The sequence below is a fragment of the Sorangium sp. So ce1014 genome, assembly GCF_051521505.1.
Taxonomy (GTDB): Bacteria; Myxococcota_A; Polyangia; order Polyangiales; family Polyangiaceae; genus Sorangium.
In genome coordinates, this window is the sequence record NZ_CP150356.1 from 2,100,872 (window position 1) to 2,118,613 (window position 17,742).

8 protein-coding genes are annotated in these 17,742 nt (G+C 72.7%); 4 read left to right on the forward strand and 4 right to left on the reverse strand.

The genetic code is table 11. From position 1 onward, the window contains the following. Nucleotides 1-91: 91 nt before the first annotated feature. Together WME75_RS08040 and WME75_RS08045 are read right to left on the reverse strand one after the other, a co-directional pair. Nucleotides 92-1,885: an adenylate/guanylate cyclase domain-containing protein gene (locus WME75_RS08040; RefSeq protein ID WP_437488063.1), complete on the reverse strand. Its 1,794-nt coding sequence runs from the start codon at nucleotides 1,883-1,885 to the stop codon at nucleotides 92-94. Between the two features lie 93 nt (nucleotides 1,886-1,978). Further along, on the reverse strand, nucleotides 1,979-3,493 hold the full coding sequence (locus WME75_RS08045; protein ID WP_437488066.1) for an OmpA family protein: 1,515 nt from the start codon (nucleotides 3,491-3,493) through the stop codon (nucleotides 1,979-1,981). Nucleotides 3,494-3,816: 323 nt separating this feature from the next. Between WME75_RS08045 and WME75_RS08050 the strand changes: the two genes are divergently transcribed. Then, complete coding sequence (locus WME75_RS08050) at nucleotides 3,817-6,216, forward strand: FecR domain-containing protein (RefSeq protein WP_437488069.1); 2,400 nt, start codon at nucleotides 3,817-3,819, stop codon at nucleotides 6,214-6,216. Beyond that, nucleotides 6,213-7,727: a serine/threonine-protein kinase gene (locus WME75_RS08055; RefSeq protein ID WP_437488072.1), complete on the forward strand. Its 1,515-nt coding sequence runs from the start codon at nucleotides 6,213-6,215 to the stop codon at nucleotides 7,725-7,727. Before WME75_RS08050 ends, WME75_RS08055 begins: the two co-directional genes overlap by 4 nt. Before the next feature lie 57 nt (nucleotides 7,728-7,784). On the opposite strand, the gene WME75_RS08060 is transcribed toward WME75_RS08055, so the two are convergent. Next, nucleotides 7,785-10,079 carry a multiheme c-type cytochrome gene (locus WME75_RS08060; RefSeq protein WP_437488075.1) on the reverse strand — a complete coding sequence of 765 codons (2,295 nt, stop codon included), beginning with the start codon at nucleotides 10,077-10,079 and terminating at the stop codon, nucleotides 7,785-7,787. An 80-nt stretch (nucleotides 10,080-10,159) separates the two neighbouring features. Next, nucleotides 10,160-12,130, reverse strand: coding sequence for an arylsulfatase (locus WME75_RS08065; RefSeq protein WP_437488078.1), 1,971 nt, complete (start codon nucleotides 12,128-12,130; stop codon nucleotides 10,160-10,162). Nucleotides 12,131-12,673: 543 nt separating this feature from the next. Between WME75_RS08065 and WME75_RS08070 the strand changes: the two genes are divergently transcribed. Then, complete coding sequence (locus WME75_RS08070) at nucleotides 12,674-13,627, forward strand: ArsR/SmtB family transcription factor (protein WP_437488081.1); 954 nt, start codon at nucleotides 12,674-12,676, stop codon at nucleotides 13,625-13,627. A gap of 2 nt (nucleotides 13,628-13,629) precedes the next feature. Beyond that, on the forward strand, nucleotides 13,630-17,472 hold the full coding sequence (gene metH / locus WME75_RS08075) for a methionine synthase (RefSeq protein ID WP_437488084.1): 3,843 nt from the start codon (nucleotides 13,630-13,632) through the stop codon (nucleotides 17,470-17,472). The last annotated feature ends 270 nt before the right edge of the window (nucleotides 17,473-17,742 follow it).

Here is a 17,742-nt window from a genome sequence, read left to right on the forward strand (position 1 = left end):
CCCGAGGACGCGGATCCGCGCGCCGGGGCAGGGCGCGACGCTCACGGTCGAGCTGCCGATCGGCGGATCGTGGGGGATCGAGCCCGGTCCTTCAGTCCGGATCGAGCGCATAGACGGCCGTCGTCGTCTGGCGCCCCGTGAGGTTGCGCTCGCCCAGCGCGCGCAGGGGGAAGGCGTCGCCGGCGAGGGCCCTTGTCGCCTCGGAGACAAGCACCTGGTTCGGCGCCGCGATCGCCTCGAGCCGCGAGGCCACGTTCACCACGTCGCCGATCACCGTGTACTCCATGCGCTTGTCGGAGCCGATGTTGCCGACGATCGCCTCGCCGGAGTTCACGCCGACGGCGAGGCGGACCTCGATGTCGTATTTCTCGCGCCACTCCTCGTTCGCCGTCTCGAGGAAGCGCATCATGTCCTCCGCCGCCGCGAGCGCGCGGCGCGCGTGATCCGCCTGCGCGAGCGGGGCGCCCCAGACGGCCATGACGCAGTCGCCGATGAACTTGTCGACCGTGCCCCCGTGCCGGAACACGATCTCGGTGAGCATCGAGAAGAGCTCGTTGAGGAGCGCGACCATGCGCTCGGGGTCGCGCGACTCGGCGAGCGGCGTGAAGCCGACAACGTCGGCGAAGAGCACCGACACGGCCGCGCGCTTGCCGCCGAGCGCGAGCGGGTGCTCGCCCCGCACGATCGCGTCGACGACGGCCCTGTCCATGAACCGGCCGAGATCGCCGCGGAGCTTCGCCTCCCGGGCGATGTCCGCCTCGCCCTGCTCGAGATCCTCGGCCATGCGGCCGAGCGAGGCCGCGAGCTCGCCGATCTCGTCGCGCCGCCCGCGCAGCCCCTCGCCGAGCGCGATCTCGCGCCAGCGCCGGGCGCCGATGAGCCGCGCCTGCGCGACGAGGTGGAGGATCGGGCCCGTGACATGGCGGGCGGTGAAGACCGCGAGGACGAGCGCGAGGAAGAGCGCCCCCGCGGCGACCGCGAGGCCGCGGCGCCGCATCTCGTCGAGCGCGGCAAAGGCCACCGGCTCCGGACGCCAGATCGCGACCGCCCAGCCGAGGTCGGGCAGCGTCTCGATGGCGCCGATCATCCGCTGGCCCCCCTCGTCGTGCGGGCTGAGCACGCTGATCTTGTCGGTCCACACCGCGCCCGGCGGGAGCTTGCCCCAGAGCGGCAAGGCCGAGACGTCGCTGCCCGGCGCGGCGCCCGGCACCCCGAACGCCGCGATCGCCCGGCGGTCGTGGCCCGCGATGAGCAGGCTCACCTCGCGGCCGCCGAAGCGGCGCTCGGCGATCGCCGCAAGATCGCGGCCGAGCGCGTCGAGCGCCACCTCCGCGACCACGTAGCCGGCAGGGCCGCTCGGGGGAGGCGGCGGCGCGCCGGCCGGGTCTGCGCCCGCGCCGCCGGAGGACCGCACGCGGGCCACGAGGAGGCCGCGGGCCGGCCCGACCACGCCGAAGCCGACGCCGCGCTCGTCCGCGAGCCGGCGCAGCGCAGCCGGCGCCGCGGGGACGTCCGCGCCGGACGACGCCTTGCGGATCACGGTGCTGATCCCCGCGTCGGGCACCTCCAGCCGCACCGCGTCGATCAGGGCGCGCGTCGCGACGAGGGCGCGCACCGACGCGACAGCGTCCTCGTCCCGGATCGCGCCGCCCGCGGCATGGCCGAAGATGGCCGCCGCCGCGACCGCGTCGCTCTCGACGTCCCGGACGTGCTGGATCGAGGCCGAGGCCACCTCGGAGAGGACCGCCGCCTGCAAGCTCTCCTCGGACGTCCGCACGGCGCGCCGGTTCACGTCGGCGAGGAGCGTCACGGCGACGGCCACGGGGACGAGCGCGACCCCCGCGAACAGCGTGATCGCCTTCGTCTTGAGCGAGAGCGCCCTCACGCGGAGGCCTCGGCGCGCCGCCGGGTGATGCGGCCATCGTCCCCCGCGGCCGGTGGCGGCGAGGGCCACGCGCCGGCCGCGTCGCGCGTCAGGTCACTCAAGCGGGCCGTCCTTCCAGCCGGCCGCGCCCTCGTCCGTGCGCTTGCGGATCTGGAACTCCACCCGGCGGTTCCTGGCCCGGCCGTCGGGGGCGCGGTTGTCGGCGATGGGCCGGCGCGCGCCGAAGCCGCGCGCCTCGAGGCGGCGGGCGTCGATGCCGTGCGCCGTGAGCCACGCGACAACGGCGAGCGCGCGGCGCTGCGAGAGCTTCAGGTTCGCCTGAGCGTTGCCCTGGTTGTCCGTGTGGCCGTCGACCGCGACCCGGGCGATCTCGGGGTGCTCCTCGAGGACCGCCGCGACCTCGGAGAGCAGCTCGAAGCTCTCCGGCTCGATCTCGGCCCTGCCGGTCGGGAACTGGACCTGCTGGAGGATGACGATCTGCGAGCCCTCGATGCGCACAGCGAACGGGCAGCCGTGCGTCGCGCGGTCCTCGCTCGGCTTGCCGCGCTCGTAGGGGCAGGCGTCCGTCGCGTTGGGGATGCCGTCGCCGTCCGTGTCCGCGGGGCAGCCGTGCTTCGACGTGGGCCGCGACCCCGCGCTCGCGGGGGCGCCGTCCGCGGCGGCGCTGCTCACGCCCGGCACGTCCGGGCAGCGATCGTCGACGTCGTAGATCCCGTCTCGGTCCCGGTCCGGCGGGCAGCCGCGCCGGAACGCCGTCCGCGCGCCGGCGGCCGCGGCCGGCGGGCGCGCTTCGCCGATGACCCGGGGGCACGCGTCCTCCGCGTCGGGGACCGAGTCCCCGTCGAGATCGGCGACCGGAGCCGGCGCCCGCGCGGCGCCCCGGCCGCCGCCCGCCCCCGCAGGCGCGGCCGCGGGGGCCCGAGAGGCGGCGGGGGCCGACGCCGCCGGCAGGACGTCGGCGGCGATGCCGAGCGCCGCGAAGAAGCGCGCCTTCGGCGTGCCGGGCAGCCGCCCGAAGCCGGGGCCGGCGCCCGCGTCCAGCGTGAGCGGGCCCAGCGACCAGCGCGCGGTGAGCAGGAGCTCCGCCCCCGCGCGGCCCGGGACCCGGAGCGCCGACGCCTCGCCGGCGGCGGCCCACACGGAGAGCTCCGAGCCGAGCTGCAGCGGGCCTTTGCGGACGCCGGCGCCCGCGGTGAAGAAGACCTCGCTGCCCGTCAGGCTGTCCGCCGAGGCCGGCTGGAACCGGCCCCCCGCCGAGGCCGCCCAGAGGAAGCCCGGGTGCTCCGCCCCCACGATCACCCGCGGCGCGTAGCGCACGGCGCCCGCGCCGGCGAACGCCGACGCGTCGCCGGTCGGCAGCCAGACGGAGAGCCCGAGCGCCGCCGCCGGCCGGAGCCCCTCCTGGGGCAGGAGCGTCACCCTGCCGCCGACCTGGAGATCGGCGACGGCGGCGCCGCCGGCGGGCGCCGTGACGCGGATGTCCCCGAGCGCGCCGGACGCGCCGCCCTGGTCCAGCACGAACGGCACGTCGAGGTCGAGCTTGACCCGGCGCAGGAGCTCGACGCTGGCGAGCGCGTGGAGGATCGCCTGCCGGTCCACCCACGTCACAGCGCCTGCAGGCGCCGTCCCGCGCAGGCTGAGCGGTTGATATGAATAGGAAAGTAGCAGTCCGACCGCCGGCCGGAGCTCGCCGGATACGCCGGCAGAAGGGACGGTGGACAACCCGTCGCCCGCGGGCGCGGGAGCGAGCCTGTCGAGCGCGGTGGCCTCCTGCGCCGCGGCCGGCATGGAAACCGAGGCGGCGGCGACGAGGAGCGGGGAGGCCAGGAGGGGCGCGATGACGCGCGCCGACCAATACGCCATCGGTCAGCTCGTATCCCATTGCCTGGTCTCTTGCAACGCCGATCTCGATCCGGTAGCGTGCCGCGGGCGTGGCACCGTCAAATGGCCAGTCCGTCGCTGTCGCGGTGCTCCTCGGCTGCGCCAGCCACGTTGGCCACGTCGGCGCGTCGAGCGCCGCAGAGCCGACGCCCGGATATCCAGAGGCGGTCATCCAATGGGGCGTGCAGGGAGGAGAGACGTGCGATCACATCGCAGATGTCCTCTACGGCTCGTCCAGGCACGTTGGGCTGATCCAGCGATATAACCGCGTCGCGTGCGGCCCGGGCACGACGCTCGCGGAGGGGCTCACGCTCGTCCTCCCCGCCGAGGTGACGTCGATCCCCGACGCGAAGATCCGGTCGATGCACCCGGACGTGCGCGCGCGCCCGGCGGGCGAAGGCTGGTCGCCCGCGACGCCGGGGATGCCGCTCCTCACGAACTCGAGCGTCAACACGCTGGATGAGGGGCGGGCAGATATCGAGTTCGTGGATCGGACTCGGGTGCTGCTCGCGCCCAATACGCTCGTCGTCATCTACGGTACGGCGAGCCGAACCCGGGTATCGAAGACGCCGCCGGCGGCCGTCGAGCTCGCGGACGGCGAGGTGAAGGCCGCGCTCGCCGCGCTGCGCGGCCAGTCGGTCGAGGTCGCCACGGGCGGGGGCGGCCGGGTGAGCGCCTCGTCGCGGGACACCGTGGTGCAGCGGCGCGGGGAGCGCACGACGGTCGCTGTGTTCGACGGCAAGGCGGGCGTCAGCTCGGGCGGCAGCTCCGTCGTGGTCCCGAAGGATCATGGCACCCGGTTCGCGGACCGGTCGCCGCCCGCGCGCCCGCGCCCGCTGCCGCCGCCGCCGGCGTGGGCGACCGCGGACGCCGCGCCTGTCGCGCTCGCGCCGGGGGGGCTCGGCGTCCTGTCGGCGTCGTGGCAGCCCGCGCCCGGGGCGGCCGGCTACCGCGTCGAGGTCGCGCGCGACCCGGAGCTCAACGACCTCATCGTCCGCGAGGAGGTGAAGCCCGACGTCGTGTCCTTCCGCGCGGAGAAGATGCCGGCCGGCGCCTATTTCCTCCGGGTCCGGGTCATCGATCGGGAGGAGTACCTGGGGGTGGGCGCGGTGCGCACGTTCCACCTCGTCGCCGCGCGGGTCTCGGGCGGCGTCGTCCCGGCGGCGCGGGAGATCACCGCGAGCCCGTACGGGGTCCTCGAGCTCACGCCGACCCCCGCGCTCGAGCTCTCGCTCGACGGCGGGCCGTTCGGCCCGATCCCCGAGCGCATCGACCTCCTCCAGCGCGCCCCGCGCGAGCTCCGGCTGCGCGAGCGGGGCAGCGCCGCGCCCGCGGCGGTGACGTCGCTCCCGGTCCGGTACACGAAGGTGGGCGCGGCGGTCCGGGCTGCGCGCGTGGCGACGGCGGACGGGCAGGCGCTCGAGGCGCGGGTGGAGCTCGAAGGGTTCGCTGGGATCGACGTCGCGCAGCGGGTGGCGCCGCGGATCTTCGCCCACCTGCCGGGCGGGGTGCGCTCCGCCGCGCTGACCGGCGGCGAGCGCGGCGGCGCGCTTGTCGCGCGGATCCCGCTGCCCCGGGAGGCGATGCGCCCTGGCGAGCCGCTGCGCGTCCGGATCGACGTGGCGGACGGCCGCGGCGGTGTGCTCGGCACGAGCGACGCCGAGCTGCCCGCCGCGCCGGGGCCGGCGCGAGCGCCGCTGCGGGCGTCGCCGGCGCCCCCGGCCGCGCCCGTGCTGGGCGCGTACCTCCCGCTCCTGCCGGTGTCCGTGGCGGCGGACGTGCTCTGGCTCGGGCCCACGCCGCCCGCCGTGGTCGCCGTCGGCGCGGCCGCGGTGCGCTCCGGGGACGGCTGGGTCGCTGCGGGGCAGGTGCGCGCGAGCGGCGCCGTCGGACCGCTGGGGTTCGATATCTCGCTGCGATCGAACCCCGCCGGCGACGGCGAGGGGGTGGGCAGCGCCGGCTGGATCGGCGCGCGCTACCGCGCCTTGCGCCTCGGGCGCTCGGAGCTCGAGCTCGGCCCCACGCTCCGCCTCGGCGTGCCCCTGGCTGACGGGAGCCCGCCTGTCCGCGTCGAGCCCGGGATCGCGCTCGGCGGCGCCGCGGGCCGGCTGACGTGGGTTGTCGACCTCGGCGCGCGCCTCCGCGCCGCGAGCGGCGACGGCGGCGCGGCGGGCGGCGGTGAGCTGACCCCGTCGGCGGCGCAGGGCTTTCTGCTGGCGGGCGTGGCGGCCGACGCCGCGCCGTGGCTCCGGCTGCACAGCGCGCTGGATCTGCACCTCGTCCAGCGGGACGACGCGGCGAACGACGGGTTCGCCGGCCTGTCGGCGGGCGCCGAGGCGGGCGGCGCGCTGTTCGGGGCGCTCTCGGTGCGGGTGAGCCCCTGGCGCGAGGCGGGCGAGGGCCCCGTGACGGCGCAGATCGCGGTGGGCTTCCGCGAGGCCTCGCCGTGAGCGCCGACGACGGCGCGCGCCGGCCGCCGGATGGGGACGCCGGCCGCACCGTGCTGAAGGGCGGGCGGGGGCTGGGCACCCGGCCGGCGCCCGATCCTCACCAGACCACCGGCCGCCTGGCGGGCGCGGAGACGCTCCCCTCGGACGTACCTGAAGCGGGCCCGTCGCAGCGGGCGGTCGTCGGGCGGGTCCTTGGCGGCAAGTACAACCTCGTGCGGCTGCTCGGCGCGGGCGGGATGGGGGAGGTCTACGAGGCGGAGCACATCCTGCTCGGCGTCCCGGTCGCGGTGAAGACGATGCACCCGCACATCGCGATGCTCCCGGAGAGCCGGCGGCGGTTCCTCCGCGAGGCGCGCGCCGCCTCCAGGCTCGTGCACCGGAACGTGGTCAAGGTGCTCGACCTCGGCGGCGACGAGGACGACGGCGACGAGCTGATCTACCTCGTGATGGAGCTGCTCAAGGGGCAGTCGCTCGCCGCGCGGCTCCGGGCGCCGCGCGAGCTGCTGGGCCTCGCCGAGGCGGCGGCCATCTTCGCGGGCATCCTCGAGGGCGTGGGCGCCGCGCACGCGTCCGGCATCGTGCACCGCGACCTCAAGCCGGAGAACGTGCTGCTCGCGGAGCAGGACGGCGAGCTCGTCGCCAAGGTCGTCGATTTCGGCCTGGCGCACCTCGACGATCCGCTCGACGCCGGCCCGACGCTCACCTCGAGCGACATGGTCGCGGGCACGCCGGAGTACATGAGCCCCGAGCAGTGCCGCTCGCTCGTCGTGGGCCCGAGCTCCGATCTGTACGCGTGTGGCTGTATTCTTACGTCACTGTTGCAAGGCACGCCGCCGTTCTGCGGTCTCCCTGCGGTGGAGCTCATGGCGATGCACATGTTCTCGATCCCGCCGCCGCTGATCCGTCCGCCCGGGGCACCGCCGGTCCCGCCGCTCCTGGAGCGGCTCCGGCTGGACCTCCTGTCGAAGCTGCCGGAGCGGCGCCCGGCGAGCGCCGCGGCGGCGCGGGCGCGGCTCGATGAGGCGATGTCGCGGGAGGCGGAGGCGCGGCGGCTGCCCGAGCGCAAGGCGGACGTGCCGCTCGGGGGGCGGGGCGAGCGCGCGCAGCCCTGGCCGGACGGCGAGACAGCGCGGCTCGCGCCGGTCCCGGAGCACGCCGTCGCGCTGCTCCGGCTCGCGCCGGCGGGCCAGGGGCTGAGCGAGGCGTGCGAGATCGGGCTCGACGCGCAGGGCATCCACCTGGCCGAGGTGCCCGACGCCGCCGCGCTTGTCGCGTCGGGGCTCGGCGTGGCGGTGATCGACGCCGGCGCCGACGTGGACGCCGCGTGCGCGCTGCTCGAGGCGCTCGGCCGCGCGGCGCCCGGCGTGCGCGCGGTCGTGTGCGCGGCGGGGCTCTCCTCGGACAGGATGAACGCGCTCGTCGCGGCGGGCGCCGCCGACGTGGCGCGGTATCCGGTGGCGCCGGACGTGCTGTCGCGCAAGATCGCGCGGGTCGTGCGCCGCGGGCGCTGAAGTGCGGCGCGGAGCGGCAGCAGCGGCCGCACGCCGCGCAGGCGAGCGACCAGGCGCTCATGGCCGCCCGCGAGGAGGCTGGGCGTGAGCCGCCGGGGTGGATGACCGCAAGGCGGTCAGCGCGGCTTGGTAGACGGTCTGGAAGCGAGCCTGCTCGGGCGCGAGCTCGGCGGCCCGTTTCAGCGGCTCGAGCGCCTGGTCCTGGTGGCCTTGCCGGACCAGGGCGAGGCCCAGCGAATGGAGCATCTCGGCCTGCTCGGGGAGGCGGGTGATGCCGCGCCGAAGCAGCGCGACGCCGTCCGCGTCGCGACCGAGCTCGCGATAGAGGTCGGCGAGGTTCACGTAGGTGGGGACGTAGCCGGGCTCGATGCGAAGCGCGGCGAGGTAGGCCTGCTCGGCGTCGCGCGGCTTGCCCGTGCGGGTGAAGATGAGGCCCAGGTTGTTCTGGGCTTCGGCTCGATCGGCGTGGAGGGTTTGCGTGGCGATGTACTCGCGCAACGCTCCGTCCAGATCCTGCGCGGCGCGCTCGGGCAAGGCGCCGAGGTCGACGCCCGCGAGCACGCGCGCGGCTTCGACGCGCACACCGCGCACGGGATCGGCGAGGAGCGGCGCGGCGACGGCCGCGGTGCGACGAGGGTCGTGGCTCTCCAATGCGCTGAGCGCAGCGCGCCGTAGCAGCGGGTCGGGATCGGCGAGCGCCGAGCGGAGAACGGCGAACGACGCGGCCGTCGGGGCGGCGCGCAGCGAGGCGAGCGCGGTGGCGCGCGCGATGGCGGGGTTTTCGCGGTCGGTCGCGAGCCGCTGGAGCTCGGCGGCGACGGCCGGATCGCCGGGCGCGGTACGCGCGAGAGCGAAGACCTCGGCGGTTGTCTGGTAGCTCTGCGCGGGGCGGCCGAGCCAGGCTCGTACGGCGTCGGCGGCCCAGCTCGCGGGCTTTTGCGCGTGGCAGTCGGTGCATGTGTTCGGGATCCCGAGGCGGACCGAGAGATCCGGCCGAGGCACCCGGAAGCCGTGATCGTGACGGACGTCGACGCCCATGTACGTGCGCGCCGGCATGTGGCAATCGACGCAGCGCGGAGCGGCGGGCCCGCTGGGCGTGGCGCTGCCGTTCGCGGCGTGGTGGTGATGCTCGGGGACATCGAAGCGCGCCGGCTCGTGGCAGGACGCGCACAGGCCGTTGCCCTCGGCGCGCAGACGGCCGGCGTGCGGCTCGTGGCAATCGCTGCACGTCACGCCGGCGTGCGCCATCTTGCTCTGCTGGAACGAGCCGTAGGTGAAGACTTCGTCGCTCATCACGCCGTCGGGCGTGTAGGAGGGCGCGGTCAGCAGCTCGAGCGCGACGCTGTCGAGCAGCGGGGCGCCGTGCCGGAGCGGCTGCGAGAGGGTCTCCCGGCGGCTGTGGCAGAACGCGCACGTGGCACTTTCGGTGCCGCTCGAGGGGCTCTTGCCGCGCTGCGCGGTGCCGCTGGGCAGCCGTGTCCACGTGGCGCCCTGACGCTCGTCGAAGCGCACGTCGAGGCCCTTCGAGGGGTCCGGCGTCCGAGCCTGGGTCCAGTCGAGGTGGCGCGCGCCGCCGCCGTGGCAGCCTTCGCACCCGACGCTGATCTCGGACCAGGTGGTGGTGAAGTGATCCGCGGCCGCGTCGTACCCTTTCGTGACGTGCGTCGAGTGGCACTCGGCGCACATGTGATTCCAGTTCTGGCTGGCGGCGGTCCAGTGCAGCACGTCGCCGGCGCGAACGCTGTCGCGCTCGTGCAGGTGGTACCAGCGCTGCCCACCGCGTGCTTGAGGGCGCGAGTCCCACGCAAACGGCAGCACCTGCAAGCGTCCGCCCGGGCCGGCAACGAGGTACTGCTGGAGCGGTTCGACGCCGAAGGTGTACAACACCTCGTAGCGGTGCAGCTGGCCATCGGGGCCGTCCGTGGTGATCCAGTATTTCCCGTCCTGGTGATCGAAGCGGTGGACCAGCCCAGCGTAACGCAGGCGCGCCCCCCCGAAGTTCCCGAGCACGGTGGCGGTGCTCGCGTGCTGCATGGCCCGCGCGTGCTGCGAGCCCTGCCACGCGGCGTGCTCTTCGGCGTGGCACGGCGCGCAGCGGTCGCTGCCGACGAAGCCGGCCGCTGCGCGCTCTGGCGAGTCCTCCGCCGGGCTCACCCGCTTTGCGGTACCCGACGAGGCCTCCGCGGCGTCGCCGTGCGCCGCCCCGGGTTTCGCCCCCGGAGCGCTCGCCGTGGAGGCGTCGGCTGGCGTGAGGGAGGATGCGCTCGTGGGCGCGCGCCAGACCACGACCGCGGCGAGCGCCAGGGTCAGGACGGCGAGGGGCCACCAACGAACGAGTCGGGAATCGGCCATGAGCGGAGCGGAGGCAAGCACCGCCGCGAGACTCGGGTCGTGCAGAGACGCCCGGGTCTCGCGCGCGGCGGGGTGCGCGGTTACTCGGTGAGGATGACTCCGCGGTCGGTCGCGTACTGCGTCCATGCGGCGGCGAGCTCGGCCGCCACCTCCGGATGAGCGGCGGACACGTCGTTGATCTCGCCGCGGTCGGTGGCCAGATCGTACAGCGCCCAGGCGCGCGGCGTCGGGCCATGAGGCGCGCTGAGCCACAGCAGCTTCCAGCTGTCGCGGATCACGTAGCGGTGATTGCCATGCTCCCAGATCAACCTCTCACCGGGCGCGCGCACGCTGGTCGTCCGATCTTCGAGCGCCGGCAGGATCGAGTGCCCGCTGATCGGCTCGACCGCCCTGTCCTTGTAGGTGCTCCCCGGATCGGGCACACCGGCCAGCTCGAGCACGGTCGGCAGAAAATCGATCACGTGCGTGGTCCCGTCGAACTGCGGCTTGGCCTGGTGCTGTCCCGGTAGCCGTGCGATGGCCGGAACGGCGATGCCGCCTTCGGTCGTGTAGCTCTTCCACAGCCGGAACGGCGTGGCGCTCACCTCGGCCCAGCGGGGCCCGACGCCGATGTACGAACCCGGTCGACCGAGGTTCTCGAGCGTGTTCACCACCGGCCCGGAGCGGCTCGGGTCGCTGGCGGCGAAGCCCTCGCGATTGCCGCCTTCCGCGCCGTTGTCGGACTGGAAGAAGATGAAGGTGTTCTCGTACTCGCCGACCCGCTTGAGGTACTGGATCAACCTGCCGATGTTGGCGTCGAGGTTCTCGACCATGGCGGCGTAGATCTCCATGCGCCGCGCTTCGTAGATCCTCTCCTCCGGCGCCAGCTCTTCCCAGGTCTTCGGGTTGCTGCCGCCGCTCGGCAAGCGGGGGTTCGGCGTGAACGATTCGGGGATGACGCCGCGGCTCTTGAGCCGCTCGAGGCGCTGCTCGCGGATGGCGTCGTAGCCCGCGTCGTAGCGGCCGCGGTACCTGTCGATGTACTCGGGCGGAGCCTGAAGCGGCCAGTGCGGCGTGGTGTACGTCGCGAACGCGAAGAACGGCTTGCCGTCGGCGCGGTTGCTCTCGATGTACTGGATGAGCTTGTCCGTGTAGAGCTCGGTCGCGTAGGAGCCGCGCGGCGGCTGCGTGTACACACCGTCCTCGCGATAGAGCCGAGTCTGCGCGGTCGTCGGTGGGTCGGCGTACTCGTTGAAGAACGTGGCCACGCCGCCGAGCAGGACGTACGATTTCTCGAAGCCGCGCGCCGCCGGACTCTGATCCTCCTCGTCGCCGAGGTGCCACTTGCCGGCGATGTATGTATGGTAACCGGCGTCGTTCAGGAGCTCGGCCACGGACAGCGCGTTGCTGGTCAGGTGGCCCTCGTAGCCGGGCTGCCCTGCTTGCGGTCCACTACCCCCGCCCATGCGGCCCAGCCCGACGGAGTGGCTATAGGTGCCGGAGACCAGCATCGCGCGGGTCGGCGCGCACAGCGATCCGGAGCGGTGCCCGGTGAGGATGCGGCCTTCGGCGGCGAGTGTATCGAGGTTCGGGGTGCTGATCTCGCCGCCGAACGCGCCGAGGTCCGAGAAGCCCAGATCGTCGGCCACGATCGTGACGATGTTGGGCAACTCGGCGCCCGCACCGCCCCCGCCCGTAGCGCCCCCGCCCGCACCGCCCCCGCCCGCACCGCCCGAGCCCGCAGCACCTCCGGCCCCGCCCGCGCCGCCCGAGCCCGCAGCACCTCCGGCCCCGGCAGCGCCGCCCGAGCCCGCTGCACCGCCGGTGCCTTCGCCCGCCGCGCCAGCTTCGCCGGAGCTGCCACCGCCGCCGGCGCCGCCCGTGGCGTTGCCGGTGCTGCTCGTGGAACCGCCCGACCCGCCGCTCGAGCTGCCGGTCTGACCGTTGCTGCCACCGCTGCCCGAGTCGTCGTCGCTCTCGCAGCCGATCGGGCCGAGTAGCGTGGCGAACAACCAGGGCCCGCTCGCGAGCGCCGAACCAATCCATCGGTGACGTTCGAAGAACCGCTTCATACCTGTCTCCTTGGGGAGTGCTGGAAGCGCCGCATGCCGGAGTCGAACGTCGTCGAAAGCGAGGTTCCGCCGTCCTCCCGAAGGGACGCCTCGGTTCGCGCACTGGCAAAAGCTCAGCCGGGCGCGCCACGAGAAGCGCGGACTCTGACGGTGATGAGCCGCGTGGCTCGGCCGTCACGACGAACGGCAGCGTGGACGCGCCACGCGGCCTCGCTGTTCTCCTCGCCGCAGCTCGCGCCGCGGCGCATGCGGCTAACTACAGCAAGAACGACAGGTGCTCGTTCGGCAGCACGCGCCTGGGGTCCCCGGGCGGGCACCGAGCGTCCGCATGGCGACGAGGAAAGGATGCATTCGTCCGTTATAACAGACGCCATGGCGTTATACAAGAAAATTCGTGCCACGGAGCCGTGGCCCCGCGGAATCGTCCTGCCCGTGTCCCGGGCTCCGCTCGGCGGCCAGCGTTCGGTGCTCCTCGGGTGCCGGCGCGCTTGACTCCGACAGTCGGGGGTTCTATCACATTCGCGCATCTAGATACAGGGATACATGGGTCTTTCCGAGTACATCGAGACGCTGAACCTTCTCGGGGACGAGAGCCGGATACGGCTGTGCGTGCTCCTCCGCGAGCGCGAGCTGCGGGTGACGGATCTGGTTCGCGTGACGGGCATCGCGCAGTCGCGCGTCTCGACGCACCTCGGGCGGCTCCGCGAGGCAGGGTTCGTCCGCGACAGGCGCCAGGGGCCGCAGTCGTTCTATGCGCTCGCGGTCGATACCCTGCCCGGGACCGCGAAGGCCCTCCTCGATGAGGCCACGAAATCGGCCGACCCGACCCTGGAAGGCGACCAGCGGCGCCTCCTCGAGCTCGACGCCGAGCGGCGCGGCGGCCTCCCGGAGTCCTTCGCCGGCGAGATGGAGAGGCACTACTCCCCGGGCCGCACGTGGCAGTCGCTCGCGGTCGGCATCGCCGCGTTGCTCCGCCTCGGCGACGTCCTCGACGTCGGCTCGGGCGACGGCGCGGCGGCCGGCTCGCTCGCACCTTACTGCCGCTCGCTCACCTGCATCGACTCGAGCAGCCGGATGATCGAGGCCGCGAAGGAGCGGTTCTCGACCCAGCCCCACGTCCGCGTCCAGGTGGCCGATGTCCACGATCTGCCGTTCCAAAAGGCCTCCTTCGACTCGGTCCTCGTGTTTCACACGCTGACCTACGCCGAGCAGCCGCCGCGGGCGCTCGAAGAGTGCGCCCGCGTGCTCCGCCCAGGCGGACGGCTGGTGATCCTCTCGCTCGACGCGCACCAGCAGCGGGAGGTCACCGCGCCCTACGGCGAGCGCCACCCCGGCTTCTCGCCCTCCGACCTCCGCGCCATGCTCACCCGCGCGAGGCTCGATGTCGTCGTGTCCGACGTCGCCTGCCGCGAGGCGAAGAAGCCACATTTTCAGGTCGTGCTCGCCATCGCCGACAAGCCGACCCCGGGTCCCTCCAAGAGCGCCAAGCGAGGCTGATCATGATGTCCAACAACCCCACGCCTCCCCTTCATCCACTCCAGAAGCTCCTCCAGCGCCGCATCGCCATCATCGACGGGGCGATGGGGACGACCATCCGCACCTACGGGATGAAGGAGGCGGACATCCGGGGCAAGCGATTCGCGGATTCGAAGAAAGACCTGCTGAACAACGGCGATCTCTTCACGCTCACGCAGCCGGAGATGATCTGCGATATCCACCGGCGGTTCCTCGAGGCCGGCGCCGACATCATCGAGACGAACACCTTCGGCGCGACGAGCATCACCCAGAGCGAGTTCTTCGTGGACGACCCGCGGGAGCACGGCGGGCGGAAAGATCCCGCCTTCTATCAGGGGATCATCGACGACCCGTTCCTCAACGACCTCGCCTGGGAGATCAACGAACAGTCCGCGCGGCAGTGCCGCGAATGGGCGGATCGCGTGGCGAACGCCGACGGGCGGCAGCGGTTCGTCGCGGGCGCCATCGGCCCGCTCACCGTCTCCCTGTCCAACTCCCCGGACGCCGACGACGCCGGTTTCCGCGTCATGACGTTCGATCAGGTGAAAGCGGCGTACGTCCACCAGATCCGCGCCTTGATCGCCGGCGGCTCCGACGTGCTGCTCGTCGAGACCATCTTCGACTCGCTCAACGCGAAGGCCGCGCTCGTCGCCATTCGCGAGGTGTTCGACAAGGACGGCAAGACCTTGCCGGTGATGATCTCGGCGGCGGTCGGGCGCGGCGGAGAGACGATGATCTCGGCGCAGACGGTCGAGGCGTTCTGGACCGCGGTGAAGCACGTGAACCCGCTCGCCGTCGGGCTGAACTGCTCGCTCGGCCCGGACCTGATGTATCCGTTCCTGTCCGAGCTCTCGGAGAAGTCCAGCGCCGCGATCTCCTGCTACCCGAACGCCGGCCTGCCCAACCCGCTCTCGCCCACGGGCTTCGATCTGGAGCCGCCGGACATGGCGCGCCACATCAGCGGCTTCGCGGAGGCGGGCCTCCTCAACATCGCCGGCGGCTGCTGCGGCAATACGCCCGAGCACATCGCGGCCATCGCCAAGGCGCTCGCCGGCAAGCCCCCGCGCGCCCTCACCCCCGAGGCTGTCCTCCCTGACACCCCGCCCGGCGGCGCGCCCTCGTCCGGCCCGCCGCTCCCCCTGCGCCTGTCCGGCTCGCAGCCGTTCACGCAGCAGCCCGGCGTTTACATGATCCTGGGCGAGCGCACGAACGTCTCCGGGTCGCCGAAGTTCGCCAAGCTCATCAAGGAAGGGAAGTTCGAAGAAGCGGTGAGCGTGGCGCGCCAGCAGGTCGAGAACGGCGCCAACGTCATCGATATCTGCATGGACGAGGGCATGATCGACGGCGTCTCCGCGATGACGCGCTTCTTGCTGCTCCTGGCCAGCGAGCCCGAGGTGGCGAAGGTCCCGTTCATGGTGGACTCGTCGAAATGGGAGGTCATCGAGGCAGGCCTCAGGTGCATGCAAGGCAAGGGCATCGTGAACTCCATCTCCCTCAAGGAGGGTGAGGCGAAGTTCCGCGAGAACGCGAGGACCGTCCTCAAGTACGGCGCCGCCGTCGTGGTCATGGCCTTCGACGAGCAGGGGCAGGCCGCCACCTACGAGGACAAGATCCGGATCTGCAAGCGCGCGTATGACATCCTCGTCGACGAGGTGGGGTTTCCGCCCGAGGACATCATCTTCGATCCGAACATCCTCACGGTCGCCACCGGCATGGAGGAGCACAACAACTACGCCGTCGACTTCATCGAGGCCACCCGCTGGATCAAGGGGAACCTGCCGCACGCCAAGGTCAGCGGCGGCGTGTCGAACATCTCGTTCAGCTTTCGCGGCAACAACCGGGTGCGCGAGGCCATGCACTCGGCGTTCCTCTACCATGCCATCCAGGCCGGCATGGACATGGGCATCGTCAACGCGGGCATGCTCGAGGTGTACGAGGAGATCGACCCGGAGCTCCGCGAGCTCGTCGAGGACGTCCTGCTCAACCGGCGCCCGGACGCCACGGAGCGGCTTGTCGATTTCGGCGAAGCGCTGAAGGCCAGGAGCGCCGGCGCCGCCGCGACCGAGAAGAAAGAAGAGGAGTGGCGCAAAGGCACCGTCGAGGAGCGGCTGTCGTACGCGCTGGTCAAGGGCATCGACACGTACATCGATGTCGACACCGAGGACGCGCGCGCCAAGCTCGGCCGCCCGCTCTCCGTGATCGAGGGCCCGCTGATGGATGGAATGGGCGTCGTCGGAGATCTCTTCGGCGCCGGCAAGATGTTCCTGCCGCAGGTGGTGAAATCGGCGCGCGTGATGAAGAAGGCCGTCGCGTACCTCACGCCGTTCATGGAGGCGGAGAAGGCGGCGATGGCCGCCGCTGGACAGGACGTGAAGGCGCAGGGAAAGATCGTCCTCGCCACGGTGAAGGGCGATGTCCACGACATCGGCAAGAACATCGTGGGCGTCGTGCTCGCTTGTAACAATTACGAGGTGATCGACATGGGCGTCATGGTCCCGTGCGAGAAGATCCTCGAGCGCGCCCGGCAGGAGAAGGCGGATCTGATCGGCCTGAGCGGGCTGATCACGCCGTCGCTCGACGAGATGATCCACGTCGCCCGCGAGATGGAGCGGCAGAACTTCAAGCTGCCGCTCTTGATCGGCGGGGCGACGACCAGCAAGGCGCACACCGCCGTGAAGGTGGCCCCGCATTACAGCGAGCCGGTCGTGCATGTGGTCGACGCGAGCCGCGCCGTGCCCGTCACGACGAGCCTCCTGAGCGAGGAGGGCAAGCCGGCGTTCGTCGCCCAGCACCGCGCCGAGTACGAGAGGCTCCGGCAGATTCACAGGGCGCCGAAGCACAAGCTCGTCCCCATCGAGGCCGCGCGCGCGAACCGGACGCGGATCGAGTGGCGCGCCGAGGACCTGCCGGTGCCCGAGTTCACCGGCGTGCGCGTGCTCGAGGACTTCCCGCTCGCCACCTTGCGCGAGTACATCGACTGGACGCCGTTCTTCCACACGTGGGAGCTGAAGGGCGTCTATCCGCGGATCCTGGAGCACGCCAAATACGGCGAGCAAGCGCGCCAGCTCTTCTCCGAGGCGAACGCGCTGCTCGACAGGATCATCGAGGAGAAGCTGCTGACGGCGCGCGGCGTGTATGGCTTCTTCGCCGCGAGCGCCGTGGGCGACGACGTGGAGGTGTACGCGGACGGGACGCGCAAGGCGGTGCTCGATCGGCTCCACTTCCTGCGCCAGCAGACGGCGAAGGAGAACGGCGAGCCGAACCGGTCGCTCGTGGATTTCATCGCGCCCAGGGAGACCGGCCTCCCGGACCACATCGCCGGCTTCGCGGTGACCTCCGGGATCGGCCTGAAGGCGCTGTGCGAACGGTTCAGGGCGAGCTACGACGACTACAACGCCATCATGGCCGAGGCGATCGCGGATCGCCTGGCCGAGGCGTTCGCCGAGTGCCTTCACAAGCGGGTGCGCGACGAGTGGGGCTATGGCCGGCAGGAGGACCTGACCAAGAGCGAGCTCATCGAGGAGAAATACCGCGGCATCCGGCCCGCGGCGGGGTACCCTGCGTGCCCGGATCACACCGAGAAGGGCACGCTCTGGCGGCTGCTCGACGTCGAGAAGAACACCGGCATCCAGATCACCGAGTCGTTCGCGATGTGGCCCGGCTCCAGCGTGAGCGGCCTGTATTTCGCGCACCCGCAGGCCCGGTACTTCAGCCTGGGAAAGATCGACCGCGACCAGGTGGTCGACTACCACGTGCGCAAGGGCATGACCGTCGCGGAGGTCGAGCGCTGGCTCGGCCAGAATCTCAACTACGACGTTTCAAGCTAGCACCTCCGGGCTCGAAAGAGGCTGACGGTTCAGGTCGAGCCGGCCCGCGCGTTTCATCGTCCTCCTCCGGCGCCGGCGGTCCCGCCGGTGTGGAGATCGGATATCCGTCCGTCCCCGCCGCGCGCGACGAACAGGGCCTCTTCGCTCTTCGGGCGGCGGGGCAGCTCGGCATGACCTCGCCCGCCGGTGTGCAGCCCGAGCCCAGCGGCCTGCTCACCCGCGATCCCGGCCCTCGCGCGCAGTGCAGTTTGCACCGGTCGACCCCGCCAC

Coding starts and splice junctions, on each gene's coding strand:
- metH (WP_437488084.1), top strand. CDS start 13,630: ATGATGTCCAACAACCCCACGCCTCCCCTTCATCCACTCCAGAAGCTC.
- WME75_RS08070 (WP_437488081.1), top strand. CDS start 12,674: ATGGGTCTTTCCGAGTACATCGAGACGCTGAACCTTCTCGGGGACGAG.
- WME75_RS08060 (WP_437488075.1), bottom strand. CDS start 10,079: ATGGCCGATTCCCGACTCGTTCGTTGGTGGCCCCTCGCCGTCCTGACC.
- WME75_RS08065 (WP_437488078.1), bottom strand. CDS start 12,130: ATGAAGCGGTTCTTCGAACGTCACCGATGGATTGGTTCGGCGCTCGCG.